The organism is Hyalangium gracile (assembly GCF_020103725.1).
GTDB classification, from domain to species: domain Bacteria; phylum Myxococcota; class Myxococcia; order Myxococcales; family Myxococcaceae; genus Hyalangium; species Hyalangium gracile.
On sequence record NZ_JAHXBG010000008.1, the window covers coordinates 157647 to 182587 of the forward strand.

Genomic DNA, 24941 nt, shown 5'->3' on the forward strand with positions numbered 1-24941 from the left:
CTCGGGGGTGGTGGGTGGGTTTCACGACAGGGAAGCGGGCGGCCGGGACAGGGGTGCGCCCGGACAGGGCTCAGGTGGGTGCGGCCTTCAGCGGGACGGCGCTGCGTCCCAGCGTCCACAGGAGGCCGAGCGCGCAGGCGGAGACGCCCACCGCGATCCAGCCCGCGAGGCCGAAGCCGGTGAGGGCGCCCTCAGGCGCGGCGGTGATGAGCAGCCCGCTCGTCCAGGCCGCGAGCCCGGAGGCGCCATCGCTCGCGGCCATGTTGACGGCGAGGTAGCGCCCGCGCAGCACCGGGGGCACTCGGGAGGAGACGAGGGCGATGGTGGGAATGGCCCGGCTGGAGGTCAGCGCCATGAACAGCGCGAAGGCGCCGATGACCACCGGCAGCGGTGAGACGGGCAGGTGCGTGAACAGGAGGTGGGGGCCCATGGTGCCGACCAGCAGCCACGCCAGCACCTGCGAGGGGCCATGGCGGTCCGCCAGCTGGCCGATCCAGCGCGCGCTCGCGAAGGTGGCCAGGCCGCCGCACAGATAGACCCAGGGCAGCTCGGCCAGACGAAGGCCCAGGTTGCCCACCATGAAGGCGCCCAGGTACGGAATCAGGAGGAAGCTGGCGAACACCACCGTGAAGGTCAGCACCCAGCCCAGCGCCAGATGCGGCGTCCACACCGACGCGAGCGAGCCGCGGGAACTGGCCTCGCGAGGCTCGGCCAGGTGACGGTCGACGGCGGGCAGGGTCCGCAGCAGCCAGAGCCACAGCAGGCCCGAGAGGCCGCAGATGGCCCAGAACGGCGTCCGCCAGCCCCACCCGGAGGCCAGGGCCAGGCCCAGCGGCACGCCAGCGACCGCGGAGAGCCCGTACGACGTCATCACCGTGCCGATGGCGCGGCCCCGGCGCTCCGCGGGCACCAGGTCTCCGATGATGGCCATGACGACGGCGCCCATCAGTCCCGCGCAGGCGCCCGCCAGCGTCCGGGCCAGCAGCAGCCACACGTGGCCCTGTGCCGCGCCGCAGGCCAGGGTGGAGAGGATGAACCCGGCGTAGAGCAGCAGGAGCGTGCGCTTGCGGTCGAATCGATCCAGCCAGAACACCCCCAGCAGCCCCATGGCGGCGGAGGCCAGCGTGTACACGGAGACCAGCGCCCCGAGCCTCGCGGCGGAGATGCCGAACAGCCGCATGAGCTCCGGCCCCAGCGGCATCACGATCATGAAGTCCATGATGTGGGTGAACTGCACGGCGGCCAGCAGCCACGGCAGCTGGCGTTCCTGGCTCGGAGAGAGGGGGGCCGTCACGAACGACTCCAGGGAGAAACGGGGAAAGGCACGATGGCTGGGGCGCGGGCTCAGCGGCGCGTGAACCGGACCCGGATGGGAGGAGAGGTGGCTTCGTGGGGACGACCGTCTCGATCGAGCGCGGCGTCGAAGCGGACGTTTCGGACACAGGCGAGCGCGGCCCGGCCGAAGCCGTAGCCCGGGTCGGACACCAGCTCCGCCGAGGACACCCGGCCCTCGGCGGTGACGACGACGCGCAGCACGACGGTCTGCTCGTCGATGCGCAGCGCATCGGCTTCGCCCGGCCAGGGGCAGTTCCAGTGACGCGCCGGGAGCTGGACGGGACGCGCCCTGCTCGTGGCGGAGGCGCTCGTGTTGGAGGTGTTGCTCGTGATCGACTCGACGGCTCGGGCGGAGGTTCCGCTCGAGGCCGTGACGCCTCCGGCGTAGCGCTGGGCCTGGCCGGTCGTGATGTCGAAGCCGGTGAAGTCGAGGGGAGCCTCCGATGCCTTGGCTGCCACGACCGCGCCTGCCTGGGCGGGAGCGGGTGGTGGGGCGGGAGCCTTCGTTCGAGTCGCCGGGGGCTCGGCTCGGGCAGTCCGGGGAGGTGGCTGCGGTGGCGGAGTCGGGGGAGGCGGTGGTGGCTCGGGCGGCGCGGGGGGCTTCAGGTCCACGACGTGATCGATGCGCATCGCCTGCTTTGGCGCGGCCACCGGCGGAGCTCTCGAGGCTCCCTCCCGCATGGCTCGCCAGGCGAACGCGCCCGCGGCGGCGTGCAGCCCCACCGTTGCCAGCACGGCCCACACGGCGCTCCCCGGCGTCCTCACACGCGTGGACCCGAGGATGATCCCCGCGATGCTGTCGGTCCCGGCTGTGTGCTTGGGAGGTGGCTCAGCGCTTCTCACGCCCGTCCCCCTCTGACGCACTCTCCGCACTGCCCGGAGGGGCAGGCTCCGGAATCATCGTGCCGAAGGCCACGCGAGTGAGCCCCGCCTCCTTCAGCTGGTCGAGCACCGCGATCACCTGCCGATGTGGAACGGCGCCATCCGCCTGGATGACGGCGCGCAGCTCCGGATCGCGAGCGAGCGCCTGGCGCGCCTTGTCCCTCAGCACCGCTTCGTCGGTGTCCGCTCCGTCCACGAGGATCCGACCGTTCGCGGTGATGGAGATGGCGAAGATCGTCTGGAGCGACTCGCTCTGGGACGCCTGAGGCAGGTCCAGGGGCAACGCCGGGTTCTCGACGATCTTCGCGGTGACGATGAAGATGATGAGCAGCACCAGCGTGATGTCGACGAGCGGCGTCACGTTGATGCCTTCGATCAAGCCGCCTCGCGGTTGCGTTCCACCGGCCATGGCTAGACGACCTCCGACATCTTCCGGGGCTCGAGCTCACGGCTCGGAGCCAGGGACGCCTGGGCGTTCGTGCTGTCCGTTACCGGAGCACCCGCCGAGAGGCCGCGCTCCCGGGCGGACACGTAGGCCAGCACCAGGTTGCTGAGCGCCTCGGCCTCCGAGAGCATGCGAGCGATCCGCCGCTGGAAGTAGTTGTACGCGGCGACCGCCGGCAGCGCGACGCCGATGCCCACGGCTGTCGCCACCAGGGCCTCCGCGATGGCTCCCATGATGGAGCTCGAAGCGATCTGTCCCGAGCGACCGCTCGTCACGCCCGAGGCCCGGCTGAGCTCCTCGAAGGCGAGCAGCACGCCGATGACCGTTCCAAACAGCCCGATGAACGGCGCGTTGTTCCCCAGCGTTCCCAGGTAGGCCAGGCGGTTCTCCAGCTCGGCGCGCTCCAGGGCTAGCGCGCCCTGCATGCCCTTGTCGGCGGCGGTCAGCCCTCGCGGCGCGAGCCGGAGCCCCGCGCGCGCCACCATCGCTCCCAGGGACTTCTGGTGCTCGAGCTTCACCAGGGCCCCAGGGAAGTCTCCGCTCGCCAGCGGCTCCTCGAGGAGCGCGGACAGCCGGCGGATGTCATCCTGCTTGCCGCGGAAGACCAGCCAGCGCTCGACGATGATGCCGAGGCTCGCCAGCGAGAGCGCGCACAGCAGCCAGAGCACCCAGCTGGCTCCCCACTGCACGAAGACCTGCTTGATCATTTCGATGATGGGCATCGCCGAGTTCCTTCCTCAGGGGTGGTCCTTCGCTCGTCGGTACATGCCTGGCACCGGAAGGAGGAGTCCCTCCGGTGTCAGGCTCGGCACCCTGCCGGTGCTAGCGCACCTGCAGGAAGGAGAAGGCGAGGCCCGGCGTGGTGGCCGTCACCTTGCCGCTGTTGCCGGTCAGCTCGCGGAAGCTGGTCGCCGTCGAGCCGTTGGCGAACTCGGTGAAGAGCGTCCGATCCGGCACGTCGTGGAGGAAGGTGCTCCCGGTGCTGGCCGGCAGGCCGCTGACGGGAGTGGCGGTGAGGTTGTCGAACCGCAGCTGCCACCAGCTCCACGCGGGCGCGCTCGCCACGAGGCGGGGGTGGGTGCCCGAGCTCACCGCGAAGCGGCTCTCGTCGAAGACGCGCAGGTAGGCGGTGCCATTGGGGCCCGGCAGCAGCGAGCCGACGGTGCCGCCGTTGGCGAACGTGGAGAGATCCTTGTGGAAGGTCGCGTCGAAGGTCAGCGACGTGGGATCGAACCGCAGCAGACAGGGAACGGGCGTCTCGCCTCCCGCGACGCGCCGCACCGCCGCGCCGTACACCTCCGTCGCCAGGTAGACCATCCCATCCGGGCCCGCCACGCCGTCGCGCACGTAGCCGCAGCGGTCATCCAGCTTGACCGTCGCCGTGTCGTTCCGCGTGTCGATGACGACGACGCCCGCCTTCTTGGTGATGCCCACGCCCGTGGCCGGCCGCCAGCCGAGCGGCACGATGACCTGGTTCTCCCGGCGGATCGGCAGCGTCGAGAATGTGAGGATCGCCCCCTCGATGGTGATCCCAGGCAGGGGAATGGCGTTCGTGACGGACATGTCCTTGGGGTTCCAGACGATGGCCTGCGCCGTGCGCGAGTCGAAGTAGTAGGCCTTGGTCTCGGAGATGAACTGGAACTGGTGCTGGTACTCGCCGATGGAGGCCACGCCCCGGCCCTCGAAGCTGATGGTGGCGCCCTTCACGAGCCGGCCATCACTGCTGAGCTCGAAGCGGGTGACCGTGGGGTCCTCGCTGCCCGCCACGAAGAGGGCTCCGGACTTCGGGACGCCCACGCCCAGCGCGCGACCGGGGACCTCGATGGCGTTCTCCAGGGACAGGGTCTCGGTGTGGTCCACCGAGTCCGTCAGGATGACGTAGCTCTGGGGCTCGTCGCCCGTGATGATCTGCGTCGTGATGGCGTACAGCGGCTTGGTGTTGTCGATGGGATCGGGCTTGTCGTCGCCGTCGTCGCCGCAGCCGGCGAGGAGCGGGAGGGCCAGCGCCGTGAGGGCGAAGCGCAGGGAGCGGAGGGGAGTCGCGAGCTTCATGTGTGTGATGCCTTTCTGCGGTCTGGTGTCTGAGGAGGGCTTCTGCTTCGTGTCTCTGGGTTTCTCTGGCTCCGGGGTGGGGCTCAGGACTCGAGGTCCACCACGAGCTTGGCGAAGACGCTTCGGCCAGGGCGTTGCACGCCGAAGAAGTCGAAGGCGGCTGAGTCGGTCAGGTTCTGCACGTCCACGGTCCAGCTCAGCGTGGTGTCCGCCGTGCGGACGACGTAGGTGAGGGCCGCCGAGTGCAGCAGCTGGGAGGGGATGCTCTGCTTGCTGTCCTTCTGCCCGAGCTTCTCCCAGGCTCGGAAGAAGGAGTGGACGTAGCGCGTGTGCCACGTCAGTGAGAGCTCGTCGTTCGAGCGCAGCAGGTTTCCCAGCTGGAGGCGGGCGCTGCCGTTGGCGAGCAGGTAGGGACGGTTGGGGAGGCGCTGTCCGTCGAAGGCGCCGAAGGCACCCTGGTCGGAGATGTTGCGGAAGTCCTGCCACGTGGCGTTGCCGTCGAGGGCGACGTACTGCCCGGGCGAGGTCCACCCGGCCGAGCTGGTGACGCCCAGCGAGCGGGCCGAGAAGACGTTCTGGTAGGTGAAGAAGTTCTCCTGGCCGATGAGGACGATGAGCTGATCCGCGAGGCGTCCGAACCCGGTCGCGCTGGCGCGGAAGGAGCCCGCCCACGTCTGTCGGGAGTCGAGCGCCAGTCCGAGGTTGAGGTTGTGGCTGCGCTCGGGGTTCAGGTCGAGGTTCTCGTTGATGAGGATGCCATCTCCGAAGATCTCGTCGGGGCGAGGCAGGCGCGTGGCCCACTCGTAGGAGGCCTTCGCGGAGAGCGTGTCGGTGAGACGGAGCCGGACGCTGTCCCCGATGCCGACGCCGTGCGTATTCCGGTCGAGGTCCTCGAAGTCGCCGCTGGGCAGGAGCTTCTCGGTGCGCGCCAGCTGGAGGTAGTCCTTGACGAAGGCGATGTTCTCGACGCGGTCGCCGAAGGCATCGAGCTCATACTCGACGCCAGCGACCAGCGAGAACACGCCGCGCTCTCCCTCGAGCGGGTCCGGCTGCTCCCGAGCCTGGAGACGCACGTCCTGGCCATCGCGGCCCACGAGGGTGGGGGCCAGCGAGGCGCGCAGCGCTTGGGTGGGGGCCAGGCTCCACTCCAGGTTGAGTCGAGCGAAGCCGATGTGCTGGTGGACACGCCGCTCGACGGCGCGAGGCTCGAGCTCGCCCTGCTGCGGCAGCACGACGACGCAGCGGCCGAACCAGTCGTAGTCGCACTGGCCGAGGTCCATGAACTGGCTCCGGCGGTAGCTGTAGCCCGCGACGGCGTCGACCGAGAGCCCGCGGGAGAAGTCCTGCTCGAAGCGGAGCGTGGCGCCGCTCGAGAGCTCCCGGGCCGTCACCTCGCCGTAGACGGCCGACATGGTGACGTCGTTCTGGATGTCCCGGTCGTTCGCGCTGGCGAACACGCGCAGCAGCAGGCGCTCGGCCCAGGGGCGGTCCACGAAGCCCGTCTCGATGCCGATGCCCGCTGACCGGAAGGCGTCATGGAAGCGGGGGAGGCGCGCGGGCTGGAGCCGCCCCTGCGCGTCGGGGACCTCCACGTCCACGAGGTAGTTGTTCCGGGCGTAGTCGATGAAGCCGTTGGCTCGGACCAGGAGCCCCGTGGCGTCCACGAGGTGCCGGCCCCCGGCCGAGAGGCGGTGTGTGTCGTAGGATCCCAGCTCGTAGGAGGCGGAGACGGCGGTGCCACGAACCTCCGGAGCCGTGACGAGCTGGATGGCGCCTCCCAGCGCATCGGCGCCGAAGCGGATCGGCACGACGCCGTGGAAGGTCTCCACGCGGTCGATGAGGTTCACCGGGACGTTGACGAGACCCGCTCCGAAGCCCACGAACTCGAGCGGGACGCCGTCGATGAAGAAGCGGAGCTGCTCGTCCGTGAGCCCGGCGAGCGAGACGCGCGCGCGGCTGCCGAGCCCACCCGCGCGGCCCACGCCGATGCCTTCCGTGCGCGCCAGGGCCGTGCCCATGTCGGCGGCCTCGCGCTGGATGTGCTCGGTCTCGAGGACCTGCACCGCCTCGGCGGACTGGCGCCGGCGCTCCGCTTCGGACTCCCCTTCCGCGGTGACTTCGATGGCCTCGTCGGCGGATGCGCTCGGAGCCGATGCTGCGGGAGCGGGCTCCGTGGGGGCCGGCGGAGTGGGCGCGGGCGGAAGGACAGGCTCGGGGCTGGCGGGCGGAGCCGGCGGCGGAGGAAGGCGGAACTCGTAGGTGTAGACGATGCGCGAGGGCATCGGCGTCCCGTTGCGCTTCGCCGGCTCGAAGTGGAAGCGGAGCGCTGCCTCACGCGCGGCCTCATCGAAGCCATGGCCCACGGGCTCGAGCACCTCGGCCTCGGTGACGTTGCCCTGGGCGTCCAGGGTGAGGCGAAGCGGCACCTTCGCTTCGAGGCGCTCGCGCTCCGCCTGCTCCGGATAGGGAGCCTCGACGAAGTCCCGCAGACTGGGCGGCTCGAGCGCCGGAGCGGCAGTTGCTCCAGTCTCCTGAGGCTCCTGAGCGGGGAGCGCATGGGCCAGGCTCGAGACGAGGAGCCACGCCAGCATGGACGCGATGGGAGGTGAGGCACCCATGGTCATGCCGCTCGGGCCTGGGGCGCGCGCAGGGTCTGGAGCTTCTCGGTCAGCAGGAACGCGAGCTGCAGGGCCTGGTCCGCGTTGAGCCGCGGGTCGCAGTGGGTGTGGTAGCGGCTGGACAGGTCGTCCTCGGTCACAGCCTGGGCGCCGCCCAGACACTCGGTGACGTTCTGCCCCGTCATCTCCAGGTGGACGCCTCCGGGGTGGACGCCCTCGGCGCCGGCGATCTCCAGGAAGGACTTCACCTCCGACAGGATCCGATCGAAGGGACGCGTCTTGTAGCCGTTGCTCGCCTTCAGCGTGTTGCCGTGCATCGGGTCGCTCGACCAGACCACGGGGCGGCCGTCGCGCCGCGTGGCGGCCATCAGCCGCGGCAGGCAGTCGGAGACCTTGTCCGCTCCGAAGCGGCCGATGAGCGTGAGCCGGCCCGGGCGCCCGTGGGGGTTCAGCACGTCGATGAGCCGTAGCAGCTCGTCCGGCTCCATGGTCGGGCCGCACTTCAGGCCGATGGGGTTCTGGATGCCGCGCATGAACTCCACATGGCCGCCATCCAGCTGGCGCGTCCGCTCGCCAATCCACAGCATGTGAGCGGAGGTGTCGTACCAGTCGCCCGACGGGTGCTCGCGCCGCGTCATCGCCTCCTCGAAGTTCAGGAGCAGCGCCTCGTGGCTGGTGAAGAAGTCCACCTGGTGCAGGCTGCGCTGCTGCTCGGGACCGACGCAGAGGGCGCTCAGGAAGCACAGGGACTCGAAGATCTGATCCGCCAGCCGGCGGTAGCGGTCTCCCTGGGGGCTACCCGCCACGAAGTCGAGCGTCCACCGGTGGAGGTTGCAGAGGTCCGCGTAGCCGCCCTGCGCGAAGTTGCGCAGCAGCCCCAGCGTCGCCGAGGACTGGTGGTAGGCCTTGAGGAGCCGCTTCGGGTCGGGCATGCGCTCGGCCGGAGTGAAGTCCATGCCGTTGATGATGTCGCCGCGATAGGCCGGCAGCGTCACGCCGTCGATCGTCTCGACGGAGCTGGTGCGCGGCTTGGCGAACTGGCCGGCGATGCGGCCGACCTTCACCACCGGACGTCCTCCCGAGAACGTCAGCACCACCGCCATCTGGAGGATGAGCCGGAAGGTGTCGCGGATGTTGTCGATCGTGAATTCCTTGAAGCTCTCCGCGCAGTCCCCGCCCTGGAGCAGGAACGCCTTGCCCTCGGCGACCTGGGCGAGGCTCTCGGTCAGGCGCCGGGTCTCCGCCGTGAAGACGAGGGGAGGCAGGCGCGACAGCTCGCCTTCGACGCGAGCCAGCGCGTGGAGGTCCGGATAGTCATCCGGGACGTGTTTGACGGGCATGGCCCGCCAGGAGCGGGGAGTCCAATCTCGGGTCATCACAGGAAGGTCGTTTCGGTGGAGTTCGAGGAAGTGGGGCGCGCGTCTTTCCTGGCCTGGGACGGTCCTGGCAGGAGTCCCTGCTCCACACAGGAGTCCAGGTAGCGGTACAGCAGCTGGCGATCCGTCGGAGGGCAGGAGATGCCGCTGCCCTCCAGCGCCTGGAGCAGCTGCTCGCAGCGGATGTGGCCCAGACCGAAGGTGGGCTCCGCCGAGCCCGAGCGCAGGTCGAAGAAGGCCAGCGTGGTGCTCTTGTCGGCACTGCCGGAGCTGGCCGCCACTCGTGTGCGCCACTCAGGCACCGGGCACAGCTCCACCGGGTAGCCGTAGTCACGGGCCCAGCGGAACACCTCGGTCAGCCGCACCTCGGGCGTGGGCGCGAGGTTGAACACCGCGCCGGGTTGGGGCTCCAGCGAGAGCCGGACGAGCGCCCGCGCCACGAAGTCCACCGGCGTCCACACCTCGCCCACGTCGAGCTCGGGCAGGGCGCCCGCGGGGATGCCGGCCAGCAGGATGCGCCAGATCAGATCCTGCGTGTTGATGGTGCCGCGACCGGGCACGCCGACGACGCGCCCCAGCCGATAGACGGCCACTGGCAGTCCGCGCTCGGCGGCCTGTCGGACGAGCCGCTCCGCCACCCACTTGCTCTGCTGATAGCCGTCGCGCAGCCCCGGGTGCGGAGCCACGAAGGACTCGGGGACCTCGGAGCTGAGGTTCGCCGGGGGAGCCACCGCCAGCGTCGAGACGTAGTGCAGGGGCTTGGTGCGCACGGCCGCGGCCAGGCGCAGCAGCTCACGTGTGCCGCGCACGTTGACGGCCTGCAGGCTGCCGTACTCGCGCACGACGCTGACCACCGCGGCATTGTGGTAGACGGCGTCGCACTCGGCGGCCAGCGCGTGGAACCGCGAGGAGCCCAGCCCCAGCCATGGCTGAGCCAGGTCCGCGGGCAGCGCGAGCACCCGCTCGGCCAGGTTCGCGGTGGACAGCTGCTGGGCCGTCAGGGCCTCGCGAATGCGGTTGAGGGCCTGGGCCTCATCGCTGGCTCGCACCAGGCAGACGACCCGGGCGCCTGTCTGGCACAGGAGCTGATCGAGCAGGTGCGCGCCGACGAAGCCGGTGGCCCCCGTGAGCAGGACCTGTCGCGGCGCGGCGCGGGGCGTGTGGCTCGTGTTCTGCCCGCTGGCCGGTGTCGGGACGATCTCCTCGGGGAGTTCGGCGTCGGCGAGCATCGCGGGGGTGAGGCCGCCGGCAGCCGACTGGGCTTCCGAGCCCTGCTCGAGCGCCTGCGCGAGACCGGCCGCGGTGGGGTAGCGGAACACCGTGGCGACAGGCACCTCGCGGTTGAGCGCGACGCTGAGCCGGTTGGCCACCTGGATGGTCTGGAGCGACTGTCCACCGAGCTCGAAGAAGTCATCCTGCGCCGACACGGCGCTCACGCCCAGGACCTGCTCCCACACCTGAAGCACCACGCGCTCGAGCTCGGTGGCGGCGGCGATGGTGGAGGCATCCTCCGTGGGCAGCGCGCGGCGCAGGGCGTTCCGGTCGACCTTGCCCGTGCTGGTCCGGGGCAGCTGCTCGGAGAACACGAAGGTGCCGGGCACCATGGGCGCGGGTAGCTTCGCCAGGAGGTACCGGCGCAGCTCCGCCGCGGAGGGGACGGGGGACTCGGTGACGAGGTGCGCGCACAGCCGCCGCGCGCCGCCGGGTAGCACCTGGCCGACCACGGCGACGTCCCGGATGCCCGGGTGGGCGAGCAGCACGCTCTCGACCTCGGCCGGATCGATCCGGTGGCCGCTGATCTTGAACTCGTCATCGACGCGACCGACGAACACCAGCTGTCCGTCCTCGCGCAGCCGGGCCTTGTCTCCGGTGCGGTAGGCCCGTGGGCGGCCAGGGAGCGCGTCGAGTCGCGTGAAGCGCGCCGCATCCACCTCGGGGCGGTTCAGGTACCCCCGAGCCAGGCCACCGCCCAGCAGGCAGAGTTCGCCTTCGGTGCCCGGAGCACAGAGCCGACCGCGCTCGTCGATGAGCACCGCGCGCACGTCGGGGAGCGGACGGCCGATCGGGATCTCCTCGATGGTCGTCGGGGCCTCGGTGCCACCGCTGAGCGTGGCGGCCGTGGCCACCACCGTGGCCTCGGTGGGGCCATAGGTGTTGAGCAGGAGCACCTCGGGGCCAACCGTGGCGCGCCAGCGCGAGACGCGCTCCGGCAGCGCGGCCTCTCCGCCGATGATCACCGTGCGGATGGAGGAGGGCAGGCGGGCCGCGCCGGTGGAGATGCCGTAGGCCAGCTCGTGCCAGAAGGCGGTGGGCAGGTCGAGCACGGTGATGCCGTGCTCGGCGCAGGCGCTCATCAGTCGCGGCACCGACTGGAGCATCTCGTCGGTGCGCAGCACCAGCGTCCCTCCGATGCAGAGGGTCAGGAAGATCTCCTCCACGCTGGCGTCGAAGTGCAGGGGCGCGAACTGCAGCACGCGATCGTCGCTGCGCAGCCCATAGCGCTGTGTGGCGCTGGCCACGAAGTGGGCCAGGGCCCCGTGGTGGATCTGCACGCCGTTGGGCTGGCCCGTCGAGCCCGAGGTGTAGATGACGTACGCCAGCTCATCGTCCGTCATCCGCGCGGAGCGAGGGGCTTGTGGCGTGGGGGATGGTGACTTCGCCACAAGCCCCTCTCTCCTGCGTACGACCAGGTTGCCCGGAGCCGTCGAGCCGGAGGAGGTGATGACGAGCGCCGGCGCGGCATCCGCGAGGATGGCCTCCGTCCGGGTGGACGGACCGGTCGGATCGAGCGGGAGGTAGCCGGCGCCGGAGAACAGCACGCCGAGGTTGGCCACGATCGCGTCGATGCTCCGGGGCACCATCACCGCCACGGGGCTGTCGGGCTGAACGCCCTCGGCGATGAGCCGATCCGCCAGGGCGCGGGAGGCCTGGATCAGCTCGCGGTAGCTCATCCGGTGCTGGCCGTGCTCCAGGGCGATGGCGTCTCCATGCTCCTGGGTCCGCTCGACGATCAGCTCGAGAACCGGACGCGCGGGAGAGGAGAGGGGTCCACCGTCGAGTATGGAGGAGGGACGGGGCGCGGCATCCGCCGGGCCCTGCTCCCCGCGAACCTTCGACCGCGGCGCGCGGACCAGGGAGTCCAGGAGCTGGAGGAAGTCGCGCTGGTGCGCGTCCACCGCGTCGGCGGTGTAGCTGGCGGGGTTGGCATCGAAGTCGACCCGCAGCCCGTTGTCCTCGGCCCGGGCGTACATTCCGATCGAGAGGTCCTCGACCGGCCCGGCGGAGATGTTGTGCGCGGTGGCCGGAGCCCCGGCGAAGCGCAGCCCGTAGTCGAACGGCATGATGTTGACCACGGGGCCGAACAGCCGGCGCTGCCCGCCGATGAGGTGCAGATCCCGGCGAAGCTGCTCGTAGCGGTAGCGCAGGTGGGGCCGCACGGCGCGCAGCTCCGAGCCGACCTGACGGGCCAGCTCCAGGAACTCTCCCTCCGGGCTCACCAGCACGCGCAGCGGGACGATGTTCATCGCCATGCACGGCACCCGCAGCGCGGCCGAGCCAAGTCGAGACATCACCGGCAGGCCGAGCACCACCTCGGGTGCGCCGGTCCGCTGGTGCAGGTAGGCCGCCGTGGCCGCCAGCACGAGGTCCGGCCAGCTCAGCCCCGCCTGTCGCGCGGTGGCCTGCAGGCGCTCCAGGTCACCGCGGCTCAGGTGCCGCGTCTGGCGCACGAAGCGGGGAGACATGGGCGCCGAGGGAGCCAGGGTCACCGGGGTGGGACGGTCGGAGAGGTGCTCCAGCCAGAACTCACGGTCGAGCCGGCACTGCTCTCCGGCCAGGTAGGCCGCGTCCTCGTCCAGCACGGCGCGCAGCGAGCCGAAGCCACCCGTGGTGGGACGGCCCGCCACCCGCGCGGTGTAGAGCTCGGCCACCCGCCGGGCCAGCAGCGAGAAGCCATAGCCATCCATCGCGATGTGGTGGATGCGCTGGAACCAGAAGAACCGATCGGGCGCGGCCTTGAACAGGGCCTGCGCGAAGAGGGGCCCACGGCTCAGGTCGACGGTCCGGCCCAGGTCCTCCCGCATCCACGCCTGCGCCGCCGCCCAGGGATCGGTGGATCCGCTCAGATCCGCCATATGCAGCGACCAGTCCGCCGGGGTGCCGACGAGCTGCACGGGACCGTCCGCATCGGACACGAACCGGCAGTGCAGCGCCTCGGCCTCACTGATGGCCTGACGCAGCGCCGCCTCGAAGATCACCGGGTCGACGGGCCCGTGGATCTCGATGCACTCGCCGGCGTTGTAGATGGGGCTCTGGAGGTCGAGCTGCTGCCCCAGCCAGATTCCGTGCTGGGCCGCGCTCAGCGGCCAGCGGACATCCTGTGCGTCGCGCATGGAGAGAGCCTCCCTACGGGGAAAAGCGCGCGCTCGAGGACAGCAGCGCGTACCACTCGGACAAGGTCGGGCGCTCGGCCAGCTGGACGAAGGTGATCTCGGCGCCGGTGCGTCGCCAGCGCTCCACCAGGCTCATGATGCGCAGCGAGTCGAGCCCCTTCTCGAGCAGGTTCTCGTCATCGTGCGGGACGGCCTCGGACTGGAGCAGCTCGGCGACGTCCTCGCGTACCTGCTGACGGCTCAGGGCCGGCGTGGCCCGGGAGCGCAGCGCTTCGATCACCTGCTGCGTGGTGATGGTGACGGCGCACAGCTGCGACGCGTAGCGCAGCGCCAGGTGGTGGTGGTCCAGGGAGAAGTCGCCCAGCGCGTCGGCGATGAGGAACGGCTTCACGTCCTTCATGAACGCGTCGCTGGCCGTCTGCAGGCAGCCGATGTGAGCGTAGATGCCGCAGATCATCAGCTGGTCGCGCTCGAGCTCGTGCAGCGTCTCCAGCAGCTCCGTCTTGTGGAACGCGCTGTAGCGCCACTTGGTGAGGACGATGTCCCCCGGCTGCGGAGCCAGGGCGTCGACGATCTGCCGCTGGTGCGGCCCGGCGTTGATGCCCGGTCCCCAGAAGTCCAGCAGCAGGCCGCGCTGCTCGGGCGTCTGTCCACCCGGCTGGGCGGAGTACACCACGGGGATGCCCAGCTCGGAGCAGGTCTGCCGCAGCTTGCGGATGTTCGCCACCAGCTCCGTCACGGGAGACTGGCCCGCGGTGAAGGCCTCCACGAAGTAGCGCTGCATGTCGTGGATGAGCAGCGCCGCGCGCCGGGGCTCGGGCGTCCAGGACACCTTGTTCCTGGGGAGGTCGTTGGCGCCAGGCATGGGATAGGGGGCGATGGCAGGGAGCGCCATGGAGTGGTTCCTTTCAGCTCGCGGAGGTGGGGGCAGCGTTTCGGGGGGAACGGGTGAGGGCCTCGCGCAGCGCCTTCTTGCTGACCTTGCCCACACCGGTCTGCGGGAACGCGTCGATGAACTCGACCCGGTCCGGGATCTTGTAGGCGGCCAGGCCGCGCTCGCGCAGGAAGCTGGTGAGCGCCGTGGCGGGCGGGGGCGGGGCAGCGCGGGGGATGACGAACGCGCAGGTGCGCTCGCCGAGGAACGGATCGGGCAGGGCGACGACCGCCGCGTCACGGACGGCGGGGTGGGCCAGCAGGTGGTTCTCCACCTCCTCGGCCGCGACCTTCTCTCCGCCGCGGTTGATCTGATCCTTCGCGCGGCCCTCGACGACCAGATAGCCCTCGGGCGTCAGCCGCACCAGATCGCCGGTGCAGTAGAAGCCATCCGCCGTGAACGCCCGATCGTTGGCGGCCTCGGCCTTGTAGTAGCCGCGGAAGGTGTAGGGACCGCGCGTGAGGAGCTGGCCCGTCTCTCCCGGAGCCACCTCGCGGCCGTCCTCGTCGACCACCCGGAGCTCGTCGTCGGGCGAGATGGGCCGGCCCTGCGTGGAGACGATGAGCTCCTCGGGATCGTCCAGCCGGGTGTAGTTGACCAGGCCCTCGGCCATTCCGTAGACCTGCTGCAGCGTGCACCCCAGCGTGGGGCGCACCCGCCGGGCCGCCTCGGCGCTCAGCCGGGCTCCGCCGACCTGCAGCACGCGCAGGCTCGACAGATCGTGCCGCCGGGCCTTGGCGGCATCCATCCAGATCATCGCCAGCGGAGGCACCAGCGCGGTGATCGTGACGCGCTCGCGCTCGATGAGCGGGAACGCCTCGTCGGGGCTGGGGTGCAGCGCCAGCACGGCCGTCCCGCCCGCGTAGAAGGTGCCGAACACTCCCGGCGAGCTCATCGGGAAGTTGTGCGCGGCCGGCAGCGCGCACAGGTACACGCTCGACCCATCGAGCTGGCAGATCTCCGCGCTGGCCCGCAGGCTGTAGATGTAGTCGTCGTGGGTGCGCGGGATGAGCTTGGGGATGCCGGTGCTGCCGCCCGACAGCTGGAAGAACGCCACCTCCTCCGGGCGAGGCTTCGGCAGTCCCACCGGCGAGGCGTACAGGCTGCTCAGCGGGATGAACGTCCCGGCATCGCCCGCGACAATCACGTGCCGCAGCGTGGGCACCGCGCCGCGGACCTGCGTGGCCAGCGTGCGGTAGTCGAAGCCCCCGTGCTTGTCCGCGATGATGTAGGCGACCGCCTCGGTGTACTCGCAGAAGGAGGTGAGCTCCGCGCTGCGGTGCGCCGGCAGCGCGAACACCGGCAGCGCGCCCAGCCGGAAGAGCGCGAAGCACACCTCATAGAAGGCGGTGATGTTGGGCAGCTGGATGACCACCCGGTCTCGCGGCTGGATGCCCAGGGACTGGAACCCGGCGGCGAGCTGGTCGGCGCGAGCATCCAGCTCGCGGTAGCTCATGCGGACCGACCCGGCGACCAGCGCCGTGCGGTCCCCGTGGCGCAGGGCCCGCTCGCGCAGCAGTCCGCCGAAGGTCTCTCCGCGCCAGTAGCCAGCCTGGCGGTAGCGCGCGGCGAACTCCTCCGGCCAGAGCGTGCAGCCCGGAAGCGGGCCCGCCGGCCCTGGCGAGACAGGGACGCTCACGACTGCACCTCGACGCCCTGGCCCAGCCCCATCGCCTGGAGCATGGTGCGGAACTTCGCCTCGGTCTCCGCCAGCTCGGACTCGGGCTTCGAGCCGGCCACGATGCCCGCGCCCGCGAACAGTCGCAGCGAGTGCTCATCCACCTCCGCGCAGCGGATGGTCACCGCCCACTGGCCATCGCCCGTCGCGTCGCACCAGCCCACCGTGCCGGTGTAGAAGCCTCGGTCGAAGGGCTCGATGGTGCCGATCGCCTTGTGGGCCAGCTCCGTCGGGTAGCCGCACACCGCCGGGGTGGGGTGGAGCGCGACGGCCAGCGCCAGCGAGGAGATGGACGGATCCAGCAGCTCGCCGCTGATCCGGCTCGACAGGTGCCACAGCGTCGGGGTGTTCACGAGCGATGGCTTCGCCGGCACCTCCAGCGTCTTGCAGTAGGGCCGTAGCGCCTCCGCCACCGCGTCGATGACCACCGCGTGCTCGTGCAGATCCTTGGGCGACGCCAGCAGCCCGGCGGCCCGCTCCTGGTCCTCGATTGGATCGGCGCTGCGGGGGATGGAGCCCGCCAGGGGGTTGGCGAGCACCTGCAGCCCCGAGCGAGAGACCAGCAGCTCCGGGCTGGCGCCCACCAGCGTGCGCGGACGGGCCCCGGCCGCGTCCGCCTGCGCGGGCAGATCCACCGCGAAGGTGTAGCCGGTGGGGTTGCGCTGAGCCAGGTTGCGCAGCAGCTGGGGCAGGTTGATGGGCGTGGCGGCGCTCAGGTGCAGCGAGCGCGACAGCACCACCTTGCGCAGCGGGCCGGCCTGCATCAGCCGCAGCGCCTGCGCCACGCCGTGGAGGTACTCCTCGGGCCGGGGCACCGGCTGCACCGTGTAGCGAGCCGGGGGAGCGCGGTGCACGGGGATGGCCGTGTCGAACTCCAGCGGTCCGGCCCGCTGAATGGTCATCGGCACCACGAGCTGGGCGGGGACGCTGCCGTCGAAGGGCACCGCGCCCACGGCGACGGGGATGTCATGCCCGGCCTCCCGCGCGTCGCGCAGCACCGCCGCCACGCGCCCGGGCAGCTCCGCCAGCGCGTTGGCGCCCACCGGGCAGGGCACGGTGGCGAACGTGCCTCGCGTCAGCATGGTGCGGCGCGGGGAGGCGAAGAAGAAGGAGGAGCCGGCCTCGTAGCTCTCGAGCAGGTGAGTGGCCAGCGCCTGCGGTGCCATGTTTCGTGCGGTCATCACGGTCATTCCCTGATGTTGAAGATGAGAGTCATTCTCAAAATTCGGCTGCGGTAGGACTCCAGGCTGGAGCAGGGGGCTACGCGCCCAGCGTGGCTCCGCCGTCGACGCAGAGGTCGTGCATGGTGATGTGGCGGGCCCGGTCGGAGACCAGGAACGACACCGCGTCGGCGATGTCGGCAGGGGTGGCTATCCGGCGCAGGGGAATGCCCAGGCGGAAGCTCTCGAGCGAGCCGGTGATCACCGCCTGGGCGCCGTGCTCGTCCGCCCAGAGCGAGCGCTGCATGGCCGTGTCGGTGGAGCCGGGAGACACCACGTTGCAGCGGATGTTGTGGGGGGCCAGCTCCAGCCCCAGGCACTTGGTGAACATCGTCGATGCGGCCTTGGAGGCCACGTAGGCGGCCATGTGCATGCGCGGCACCGAGGCGGCGTTCGAACCCACGGTGACGATCACCCCCGCCTTGCGCGGCACCATGCGCCGGGCCACCGCGCGCGAGACATGGAACACCCCGTGGGTGTTGACCGCGAAGGTGGCGGCCCAGTCCTCGCTGCTGAGGGAGAGCACCGGGCCTGGCCGCAGGATTCCGGCGACGTTCACCAGGATGGAGATCGGCCCCAGCTCGCCCTCGATGCGCTCGACGGCGCGCTCCACGGCGGCGCTGTCGCTCACGTCGGCCACGAAGGCGGCGGCGCGGCAGTCCCGCGCGCGCAGCTCGTTCACCAGCGAGGAGAGTCCCTCCTCCTGGGTGTCGAGCGCCGCGATCGAGGCCTCGCCGGCCAGCGCCCTGGCGACGGCCGCCCCGATGCCCTGCGCAGCGCCTGTCACCAGCGCGACCCTGGGGGTCGTTCTCATGTTTCTCCTCCTTCGGTTCCGGCCCCCCAGGTCCGAAGTGATTCCGGGATAATGAAATTGGTTTTCATTATCGATATTGCGCGGTTTGTTCCCACACTCCCCGTGTTTTTGTCAAGAGGTCTACGGTCGGCTCCTGGGCGAACGAGCAGGAGGCGGGGGTGGGGAGGAGTGTCCGCCGTGGAGTGGAGCGATCGGCCACTTGGGGCCACAATCGCCCCGCCGATGATCCAGATGTTCCATGTCTACAAGGCCTACCCGGGCGATCCGCCCGTGCTCTCGGACATCAACCTGCATGTGGAGAAGGGGGAGTTCGTCTTCCTCACCGGCCCGTCGGGCGCGGGGAAGACGACGCTGCTGAAGCTGCTGTTCTGCGGGGAGAAGGCGACGAAGGGGCAGATCCTCGTGGGGGGCCGCAACATCGCGCGCATCCGCGAGTCGGCCGTGCCCTACCTGCGGCGCAACATCGGCGTGGTGTTCCAGGACTTCAAGCTGCTGCCCCACCGCACGGTGGAGGACAACGTGGCCTTCACGCTGGACGTGCTGGGGGTGCCCCGCGCCGAGGCGCGCGAGAAGGTCTACCGCATGCTCAAGCTGGTGGGGCTGGAGCACAAGGCGGGCTCGTACCCGCTGCGCCTGTCGGGTGGAGAGCAGCAGCGCGTCGTCATCGCGCGGGCGCTCGTGAATGATCCGACCATCCTGCTGGCCGACGAGCCCACGGGCAACCTGGACCCGGCGCTCACGGTGGAGATCATGGACCTGCTCAACCAGGTCAACATCCGCGGCACCACGGTGATGGTGGCCACGCACGACAGCACGCTGCTGGCGCGCTACCAGAAGCGCACGGTGCGGCTGGAGCGCGGGTTCATCGTCTCGGACGAGGACGGCGTCAAGGCGGCTCGGCGGATGGCGGTATGAGCGCGCTGGCGAAGGTCTCCTACTTCTGGCGCTCGGCGGCCGGAGGCCTGAAGCACTCGCCGTTCGTGCACTTCATCGCGATCTCCACCATCGCCATCGCGCTGTTCGCCGCGGGGCTGGCGAGGACGGCGGGCCGCGCGCTGGACGGGCTGCTGGCCTCGCTGGGCGGAGAGGTGGAGGTGACGGTGTACCTGGCGCCGGAGCTGCGCTCCGAGCAGGTGGAGGCCCTGCGCGCCAAGCTGGAGTCGGCCAGCGGCGGACACGCACAGCTGGTGAAGCCGGACGAGGCGCTGACGCGGCTGGCTCGGGAGCTGGGAGACCTGGGCGAGGCGCTTGCGCAGCTGCCGGAGAACCCGCTGCCGCCCTCGCTGGAGCTGACGGTGGCACCCGAGCGGCGCACCCCCGAGCTGCTCGAGGCGCTCTCCCAGGAGATCCGCGCGATGGCGGGCGTCACCGGGGTGGACTACGGCCGGGAGGCGGTGGAGCGGCTGACGGCCATCGCCCGGGCGCTGCGCTTCGGCGGGCTGGTGGCCTTCGCGGTGGTCCTCTTCGCCACCATCATCATCGTGTCCGCCACGCTCCAGCTCGCCATCTACGCGCGGCGCGAGGAGATAGAGATCCAGAAGCTGGTGGGCGCCACGGACCGCTTCGTCAAGGCGCCCTTCCTCATCGAGGGGCTGCTGCAGGGCGTGCTGGGCGCGGTGGTGGCGCTGCTGGGGCTGTGGACCTTCGGGCGGCTGGTGGGGCCCACGCTGACGTCCCTCTTCTCGTTCCTGCTGGGGCCGGGCTCCTCGGAGCCGCTGGTGCGTCCCGCGCTCGCGCTGGAGCTGGTGGTGGCCGGCAGCGTGCTGGGGCTGGTGGGCAGCTTCATCGCGGTGGGGCGCTTCCTCAGGGTATGAGCCGCTCGGTCCTCCTCATGCTGCTGCTGGGAGCCACCGCCGCGCTCGCTCAGGACGAGGCGGCGGAGCGGGCCGCCGTGCGCGAGCAGCTCGCCACGCACCGCGCCACCCTGGCCCTCATCGAGTCCAAGAAGGTCTCCGTCCTGGAGGGGCTGGAGCTGCTGGAGCAGATCTCCGCCTTCTCCCGCAAGCGCGTGCAGCTGGTGGAGAAGGATCTGGCCGCCTTCCGCAAGCGCGTCGCCGTCGCCGAGCGCGAGGAGGCGGTGGCGCGCCAGGTGCTCCAGCAGCAGCTGAGCCGGCTCACGCCTCGGCTGCGCGCGCTGTACCGGCTGACGCGCCGTCAGCCCCTGGAGGTGCTGCTCACCTCGGAGGACTTCTCCTCGCTCGTCTGGCGCGCCCGGACGCTGGAGGCGACGATGAAGAGCGACCTCGAGCTGCTGCGCGCCGTGCAGCAGGTGGCTCGGCTGGAGCACCAGGCGGTGCTCGAGCTGCGGCGCCTGCAGGGCTCGCTCGCCTCGCGCATGGCCTTCCTCAAGGAGCAGGTGAGCTTCGCCCAGCAGCAGCAGGCGGCGCTGAAGGACGTGGTGGCCACGCTCTCGGGCGAGGCGGACCTGGCGAAGCGGGCGATGCGCGAGCTGGAGCAGGCCGACGCGGAGCTGACGCGGATGCTGGAGGACCTGAAGGAGGGGACCACGGCCACCGGTTTCCGAGCGCTCAAGGGCAAGCTGCCCTTTCCCACCCAGGGCGTCGTCGAGGTGGGCTTCGGCAAGGTGATCAACCCGCTCTTCAACACCGTCACCGTGCAGAAGGGGCTGGACATCCGCGCGGCGGAGGGCGCCCCGGTGCGCGCGGTGGCCGCCGGCAAGGTCGTCTTCGCCGGGTGGATGCGCGGCTACGGCAACCTGCTCATCCTGGACCACGGGGGCGGCTACCACTCGCTCATGGCCCACCTGGGCGTCGTGACGCCCAAGGTCGGCGAGGACGTCGAGGCGGGGGCGGACGTGGGCACGGTGGGAGACACCGGCTCGCTCAAGGGCGCCTACCTCTACTTCGAGATCCGCAAGGCCGGCCTGGCCGTGGACCCTGCACCCTGGCTGACACACGGCTCCTGACGCGCTGCATGAAAATCCGAGGGCCGTTAGGCTGGGGCCCAGGACCTTCTCAGGAGCGAGCGAACACGGTGGACTTGCTGGGTGGTGTGCAGAAGGTGATGCGCCACATGCTCGTGGCGCGGGGCGTGGAGTCCAAGGTGGTGAACGTGGCCGGCCAGTCCGTGCACACGTACGACTATCGGGGGCAGGGCAAGGGGCCGCCGGTGGTGCTCGTGCATGGGCTGGGCGGCTCGGCCAACGGCTTCTCCCGGCTGTTCCACGCGCTGGGGCGCCGCTTCTCGCGCGTGCTGGCGGCGGACCTTCCGGGCCACGGCTTCTCCGCGGAGTACTGCGGCGGGCCGGTGTGCGTGCGCGGGCAGTTCGACGTGCTGCGCGCCTGGTGCGAGGTGGTGGTGGGCGGGCCGGCCTTCGTGGTGGGCAACTCGCTGGGCGGGGCCATGGCGGTGAACCTGGCCGCGGAGCACCCGGAGCTCGTCAAGGCCCTGGGGCTGGTGGCTCCGGCCGGCGCGGCGCTGACGCCCGAGGCCACGGACGCGCTGCTCTCCTCCTTCGATGTGCGCACGGCCTCCGAGGCGCGCGCGCTCACCCGGCGCCTCTTCCACAAGGCGCCGCTGTCGCTGATGCTCTTCGCCAACGAGATGAAGAAGTTCTACGGCACCCCCACGGTGCAGGCCCTGGCCGCCGAGGCTCGGGCCACCCGCGCCAGCCTGGCGCCGGAGGCCCTGCGCGGCCTGACCATGCCCGTCCTGCTCCTGTGGGGAGGGAGCGAGCGGCTGCTGCCCTCTGAGACGCTGGACTACTACCGGGCCCACCTGCCCCCCCACGCCGAGGTGCACGTGGTGAAGGGCTTCGGGCACGTCCCCCAGGTGGAGCGGCCCGACGAGCTGGTGTCCCACCTGGTGCGCTTCGCCGACGCGGCGGGGCTCTAGGCTCGGGTGTAGACTGCCGGAGCTACTCGGGGAAAGGACGCACCACGTGAACCGCCTGCTCCACTCGTGGCGTGTGGCGCTCGCGACGGGCTTGCTGCTCGTCGCCGCCACCGCGCGCGCGGACCGCGAAGACTCCACCTACAAGAGCCTGGAGGTGTTCGCCCGCGTGCTCTCGTACGTGGAGAACAACTACGTGGAGACGGTGGACAACCGCAGGCTCATGCACGGCGCCATCAAGGGCATGCTCGAGACGCTGGATCCCCACACCCTCTTCATGCCGCCCGAGGTCTTCAAGGAGATGAAGATCGACACCTCCGGCGAGTTCGGAGGCCTGGGCGTGGAGATCGCCCGCCGGGGCGAGCGCATCGTCGTGGTGGCGGCCATCGACGACACGCCCGCGGCCCGCGCCGGCCTGCGCCCGGGGGATGAGATCCTCCGCATCGACGACGAGAACACGCAGGGGCAGGACCTGGCCTGGGCGCTCCAGAAGATGCGTGGCCCGGCGGGCAAGCGGGTGCTGCTCACCATCATGCGCGAGGGCTTCAGCGCGCCGCGCGAGCTGGCCATCATCCGCGACCACATCCGCATCGTCTCCGTGGAGGGAGCGCTCCACGGGGGGATCGGCTACGTGAAGGTGAAGAACTTCCAGGACCGCACGGACCTCTACCTGCGCAAGGAGCTGGACCGGCTGCGCGGCCTCAACGGCGGCAAGGAGCTGCGCGGGCTGGTGCTGGACCTGCGCAACAACCCGGGCGGGCTGCTGGACCAGGCGGTGGCGATCAGCGACCGCTTCCTGCCGGGCAACCTGCCCATCGTCACCACGCGTGGGCGCAACGGCGCCAACGCCACCGAGGAGCGCAGCAAGGACCGGGACACGGAGCCTGGCTACCCGGTGGTGGTGCTGGTGAACGCGGGCAGCGCCTCGGCCTCGGAGATCGTCGCCGGCGCGCTGCAGGACCACGGCCGCGCCGTCATCATGGGGGCGCAGACCTTCGGCAAGGGCAGCGTGCAGACGGTCATCGAGCTGGAGGACGGCTCGGGGCTGAAGCTGACCATCGCGCGCTACTACACGCCCAACGGGCGCAGCATCCAGGAGCGCGGCATCACCCCGGACTTCTTCATCCCGGATGATCCGGGCGGCAAGCCCGGCCGGGAGACGCGGGAGAAGGACCTGGAGCGTCACTTCAAGGCGGAGCCCGTGGTCTCCAGCCCCGAGCATGCTCCTCCCCAGCGCACGCTCCCGGCGAACCTCAAGCCGTGGGAGGTGGCCGCGAAGCTCAAGGATCCGCCCCTCAAGGTAGCCCTGGAGTACATCCACTCCCTGGCCGGAACCGAGCAGGCGGCCCCCACCCGAGCGGGCGCCACGGAACGGTAGTTGCTTTCCCAACTGGCTTTTCGCCGCCTACTCCGTTTAATGCTCACCCCATGTCGGGGAGAGTGATGCGACGAACCTGGAACCGCGTGGTGGACGCGGCGTTGAGCGGCTTGCTGGTGGGCCTGCTCGCCGCCGGTCCCGCGCTCGCGCAGCAGCCCGCGCTGCGCCTGTTGCCCCGTGTCCTGCCGTCCGCGGCGGCGCCGAAGCTCATCGTCCTGGTGGTGCCGCTGGATGCGCCCGCCCAGGCCCAGGTGCCCCGGCTGACGTATCAGGCCGAGCAGCTGCTGGCGGCGGAGGGCCGCTTCGAGCTGCTGCGCCTGTCCGATGCGCTGGATGCGCGGGGCGCCCAGGAGCGCGAGGCGAAGGCGCGGGAGGCCGCCGAGGCGCTGAAGGAGGGCCTGAAGGCCTATGACGAGCTGGACACCCAGCGGGCGCTCCAGCAGTTCGACAAGGCGGCGCAGTCGTACGAAGGCAGCGACCTGTCCCGGCACTTCCCGGAGCTGAGCCGGGCGCGGGTGATGAAGATCGCCTCGTTCGTGGCCAACGGGGACAACAAGGGGTTCGTCCGCGAGCTGAGGGAGATGCTTCCGCGCAACCCCCGCGCCGAGTTCTCCTCCAACTACTTCCCGCCGGACGAGCTCGCCGTCATCGAGAGGATGCGCAAGGGCGTCCTCGCCGACGCGAACCGGACGCTTGAGGTGAAGACGGGCGAGGTGCCCGCTCAGGTCTTCGTGGACGGACAGTTCCAGGGCTTCTCCCCCGTGGCGCTCTCGGGCCTGACGCCCGCCGAGCACTTCGTCACGGTGATCGCGCCGGGCTACGCGCTGGCCCAGGGCAAGGTCCGCGGCGAGGCGAGCTTCACGCTCGAGCCCCTGCCGTCCGGGGATCGGCTGAAGGCGCTGGTGGCCCGGATCGCGAGCAATCCGGACGGGCTGGACCGGGACGCGGCGCTGCGCGAGGTGGGGACGCTCACGCAGGCGCAGCAGGTGGTGGCGCTGATGGTGCGGGGCTCTCCCGGGGTGGCGCCGCAGAACGCCACCGCGGTCCGCGTGGACGTGTCGGATGGCCACAACCTGGCCTATGCGACGGCGGCCGTGCCGCTCTCGGAGGCGGGCAAGGAGCTGGAGGCGGAGGCCCAGGCCCTGCTGACCGGTGTGCTGCAGGCGGACGCGCCGCGCGTGAGGGGCAAGCCGAGCCACCTGCCCGCGCTGCCGTCGACGGGCTCGGGGCGCAAGACGGCGGGGTACGTGCTGCTGGGCACGGGCGCGGCGCTCGTCGCGGGAGGCGTGTTCTTCGGCCTCCAGGCCTCCTCCAAGGCGAACGAGTTCAAGGACGCGCCCCAGAGTTCCTCGGAGGCGGAGCAGCTCCGCTCGGACGGGAAGACGTTCGCGCTCATCGCCGACATCGGGCTCATCGCGGGGCTCGCCTCGGCGGGGACGGGCGCCTGGCTGGCCTTCGCGGGAGGGGATGACGACGGCAAGGCCGAGGCGCGCCCGAACCGTCCGACGCCCACGCCTGCTCCTCGCCGCGAGCCGACGCCCGCGCCGCGCCGTGAGCCGGCGACGGAGCCTCGCCCCGCGGACAAGCCTGCCACCGAGCCTGCTCCCACGCCTGCTCCCTCCGGCAAGCCGGCCGCGAATGCTCGCGAGGAGGAGAAGCGCAAGCGCGAGGAGGAGGAGCGGAGGAAGCGCGAGGAGGAGGAGCGCCTCAAGCGTGAGGAGGATGGAAAGAAGAAGCGCGGGGAGGAGGAGCGCCTCAAGCGCGAGGAGGAGGAGCGGCGCAAGCGTGAGGAGGCGGAGCGCCTCGAGCGCGAGGAGGAGGAGCGGAAGAAGCGCGAGGAGGCGTCCAAGCGCGAGCAGGAGGAGCGGCGCAAGCGCGAGGAAGAGGAGCGGAAGAAGCGCGAGGAAGAAGAGAAGAAGAAGCGGCCTCCCCTCGACGAGGATGACCTCCGGAACTACTAGCCATG

Annotated in this window: 18 protein-coding genes; 6 read left to right on the top strand and 12 right to left on the bottom strand. The window is 70.9% G+C overall.

The window, feature by feature from the left end; all coding sequences use genetic code 11:
* Positions 1 to 70: 70 nt before the first annotated feature.
* The 12 genes from mxcK to KY572_RS18050 all read right to left on the bottom strand — a co-directional run bounded on the left by mxcK (position 71) and on the right by KY572_RS18050 (position 17745).
* Positions 71 to 1294 carry a myxochelin export MFS transporter MxcK gene (gene mxcK / locus KY572_RS17995; RefSeq protein WP_224244026.1) on the bottom strand — a complete coding sequence of 408 codons (1224 nt, stop codon included), beginning with the start codon at positions 1292 to 1294 and terminating at the stop codon, positions 71 to 73.
* A 50-nt stretch (positions 1295 to 1344) separates the two neighbouring features.
* Positions 1345 to 2070, bottom strand: coding sequence for an energy transducer TonB family protein (locus KY572_RS18000; protein ID WP_224244027.1), 726 nt, complete (start codon positions 2068 to 2070; stop codon positions 1345 to 1347).
* A gap of 94 nt (positions 2071 to 2164) precedes the next feature.
* Positions 2165 to 2626 carry an ExbD/TolR family protein gene (locus KY572_RS18005; RefSeq protein WP_224244028.1) on the bottom strand — a complete coding sequence of 154 codons (462 nt, stop codon included), beginning with the start codon at positions 2624 to 2626 and terminating at the stop codon, positions 2165 to 2167.
* Between the two features lie 2 nt (positions 2627 to 2628).
* Entirely contained in the window at positions 2629 to 3384 is a 756-nt protein-coding gene (locus KY572_RS18010) for a MotA/TolQ/ExbB proton channel family protein (protein ID WP_224244030.1), read from the bottom strand.
* A gap of 100 nt (positions 3385 to 3484) precedes the next feature.
* Entirely contained in the window at positions 3485 to 4714 is a 1230-nt protein-coding gene (locus tag KY572_RS18015; RefSeq protein ID WP_224244031.1) for a hypothetical protein, read from the bottom strand.
* Between the two features lie 83 nt (positions 4715 to 4797).
* Positions 4798 to 7332, bottom strand: a complete 2535-nt coding sequence (gene mxcH / locus KY572_RS18020; RefSeq protein ID WP_224244033.1) for a TonB-dependent siderophore myxochelin receptor MxcH — start codon at positions 7330 to 7332, stop codon at positions 4798 to 4800.
* Between the two features lie 2 nt (positions 7333 to 7334).
* Positions 7335 to 8708, bottom strand: a complete 1374-nt coding sequence (locus tag KY572_RS18025; RefSeq protein WP_224244034.1) for a class II 3-deoxy-7-phosphoheptulonate synthase — start codon at positions 8706 to 8708, stop codon at positions 7335 to 7337.
* Entirely contained in the window at positions 8708 to 13099 is a 4392-nt protein-coding gene (gene mxcG / locus KY572_RS18030) for a myxochelin non-ribosomal peptide synthetase MxcG (protein WP_224244035.1), read from the bottom strand. The genes KY572_RS18025 and mxcG overlap by 1 nt, the downstream gene beginning before the upstream one ends.
* Positions 13100 to 13112: 13 nt before the next feature.
* A complete protein-coding gene (locus tag KY572_RS18035; protein ID WP_224244037.1) occupies positions 13113 to 13994 on the bottom strand; it encodes an isochorismatase family protein in 882 nt (293 codons plus the stop codon).
* Positions 13995 to 14007: 13 nt separating this feature from the next.
* Complete coding sequence (locus tag KY572_RS18040; RefSeq protein ID WP_224244039.1) at positions 14008 to 15672, bottom strand: (2,3-dihydroxybenzoyl)adenylate synthase; 1665 nt, start codon at positions 15670 to 15672, stop codon at positions 14008 to 14010.
* Complete coding sequence (gene dhbC, locus KY572_RS18045) at positions 15669 to 16892, bottom strand: isochorismate synthase DhbC (protein ID WP_224244357.1); 1224 nt, start codon at positions 16890 to 16892, stop codon at positions 15669 to 15671. Before dhbC ends, KY572_RS18040 begins: the two co-directional genes overlap by 4 nt.
* Positions 16893 to 16971: 79 nt before the next feature.
* Positions 16972 to 17745, bottom strand: a complete 774-nt coding sequence (locus tag KY572_RS18050; RefSeq protein ID WP_224244041.1) for a 2,3-dihydro-2,3-dihydroxybenzoate dehydrogenase — start codon at positions 17743 to 17745, stop codon at positions 16972 to 16974.
* 222 nt (positions 17746 to 17967) lie between these two features.
* Between KY572_RS18050 and ftsE the strand changes: the two genes are divergently transcribed.
* The 6 genes from ftsE (at position 17968) to KY572_RS18080 (ending at position 24936) form a co-directional block, all read left to right on the top strand.
* The gene (ftsE, locus tag KY572_RS18055) at positions 17968 to 18660 is read left to right on the top strand and encodes a cell division ATP-binding protein FtsE (RefSeq protein WP_224244043.1); all 693 of its coding nucleotides are present in this window, start codon (positions 17968 to 17970) and stop codon (positions 18658 to 18660) included.
* Positions 18657 to 19559, top strand: a complete 903-nt coding sequence (locus tag KY572_RS18060; RefSeq protein ID WP_224244045.1) for a cell division protein FtsX — start codon at positions 18657 to 18659, stop codon at positions 19557 to 19559. Before ftsE ends, KY572_RS18060 begins: the two co-directional genes overlap by 4 nt.
* Complete coding sequence (locus KY572_RS18065) at positions 19556 to 20671, top strand: murein hydrolase activator EnvC family protein (protein WP_224244046.1); 1116 nt, start codon at positions 19556 to 19558, stop codon at positions 20669 to 20671. The genes KY572_RS18060 and KY572_RS18065 overlap by 4 nt, the downstream gene beginning before the upstream one ends.
* Before the next feature lie 68 nt (positions 20672 to 20739).
* The gene (locus KY572_RS18070) at positions 20740 to 21600 is read left to right on the top strand and encodes an alpha/beta fold hydrolase (protein WP_224244047.1); all 861 of its coding nucleotides are present in this window, start codon (positions 20740 to 20742) and stop codon (positions 21598 to 21600) included.
* Between the two features lie 46 nt (positions 21601 to 21646).
* Positions 21647 to 22975 (top strand): S41 family peptidase, encoded by a 1329-nt coding sequence (locus tag KY572_RS18075; protein WP_407659971.1) that lies wholly within the window; start codon positions 21647 to 21649, stop codon positions 22973 to 22975.
* Between the two features lie 65 nt (positions 22976 to 23040).
* Complete coding sequence (locus KY572_RS18080; RefSeq protein ID WP_224244048.1) at positions 23041 to 24936, top strand: PEGA domain-containing protein; 1896 nt, start codon at positions 23041 to 23043, stop codon at positions 24934 to 24936.
* Positions 24937 to 24941: the final 5 nt, after the last annotated feature.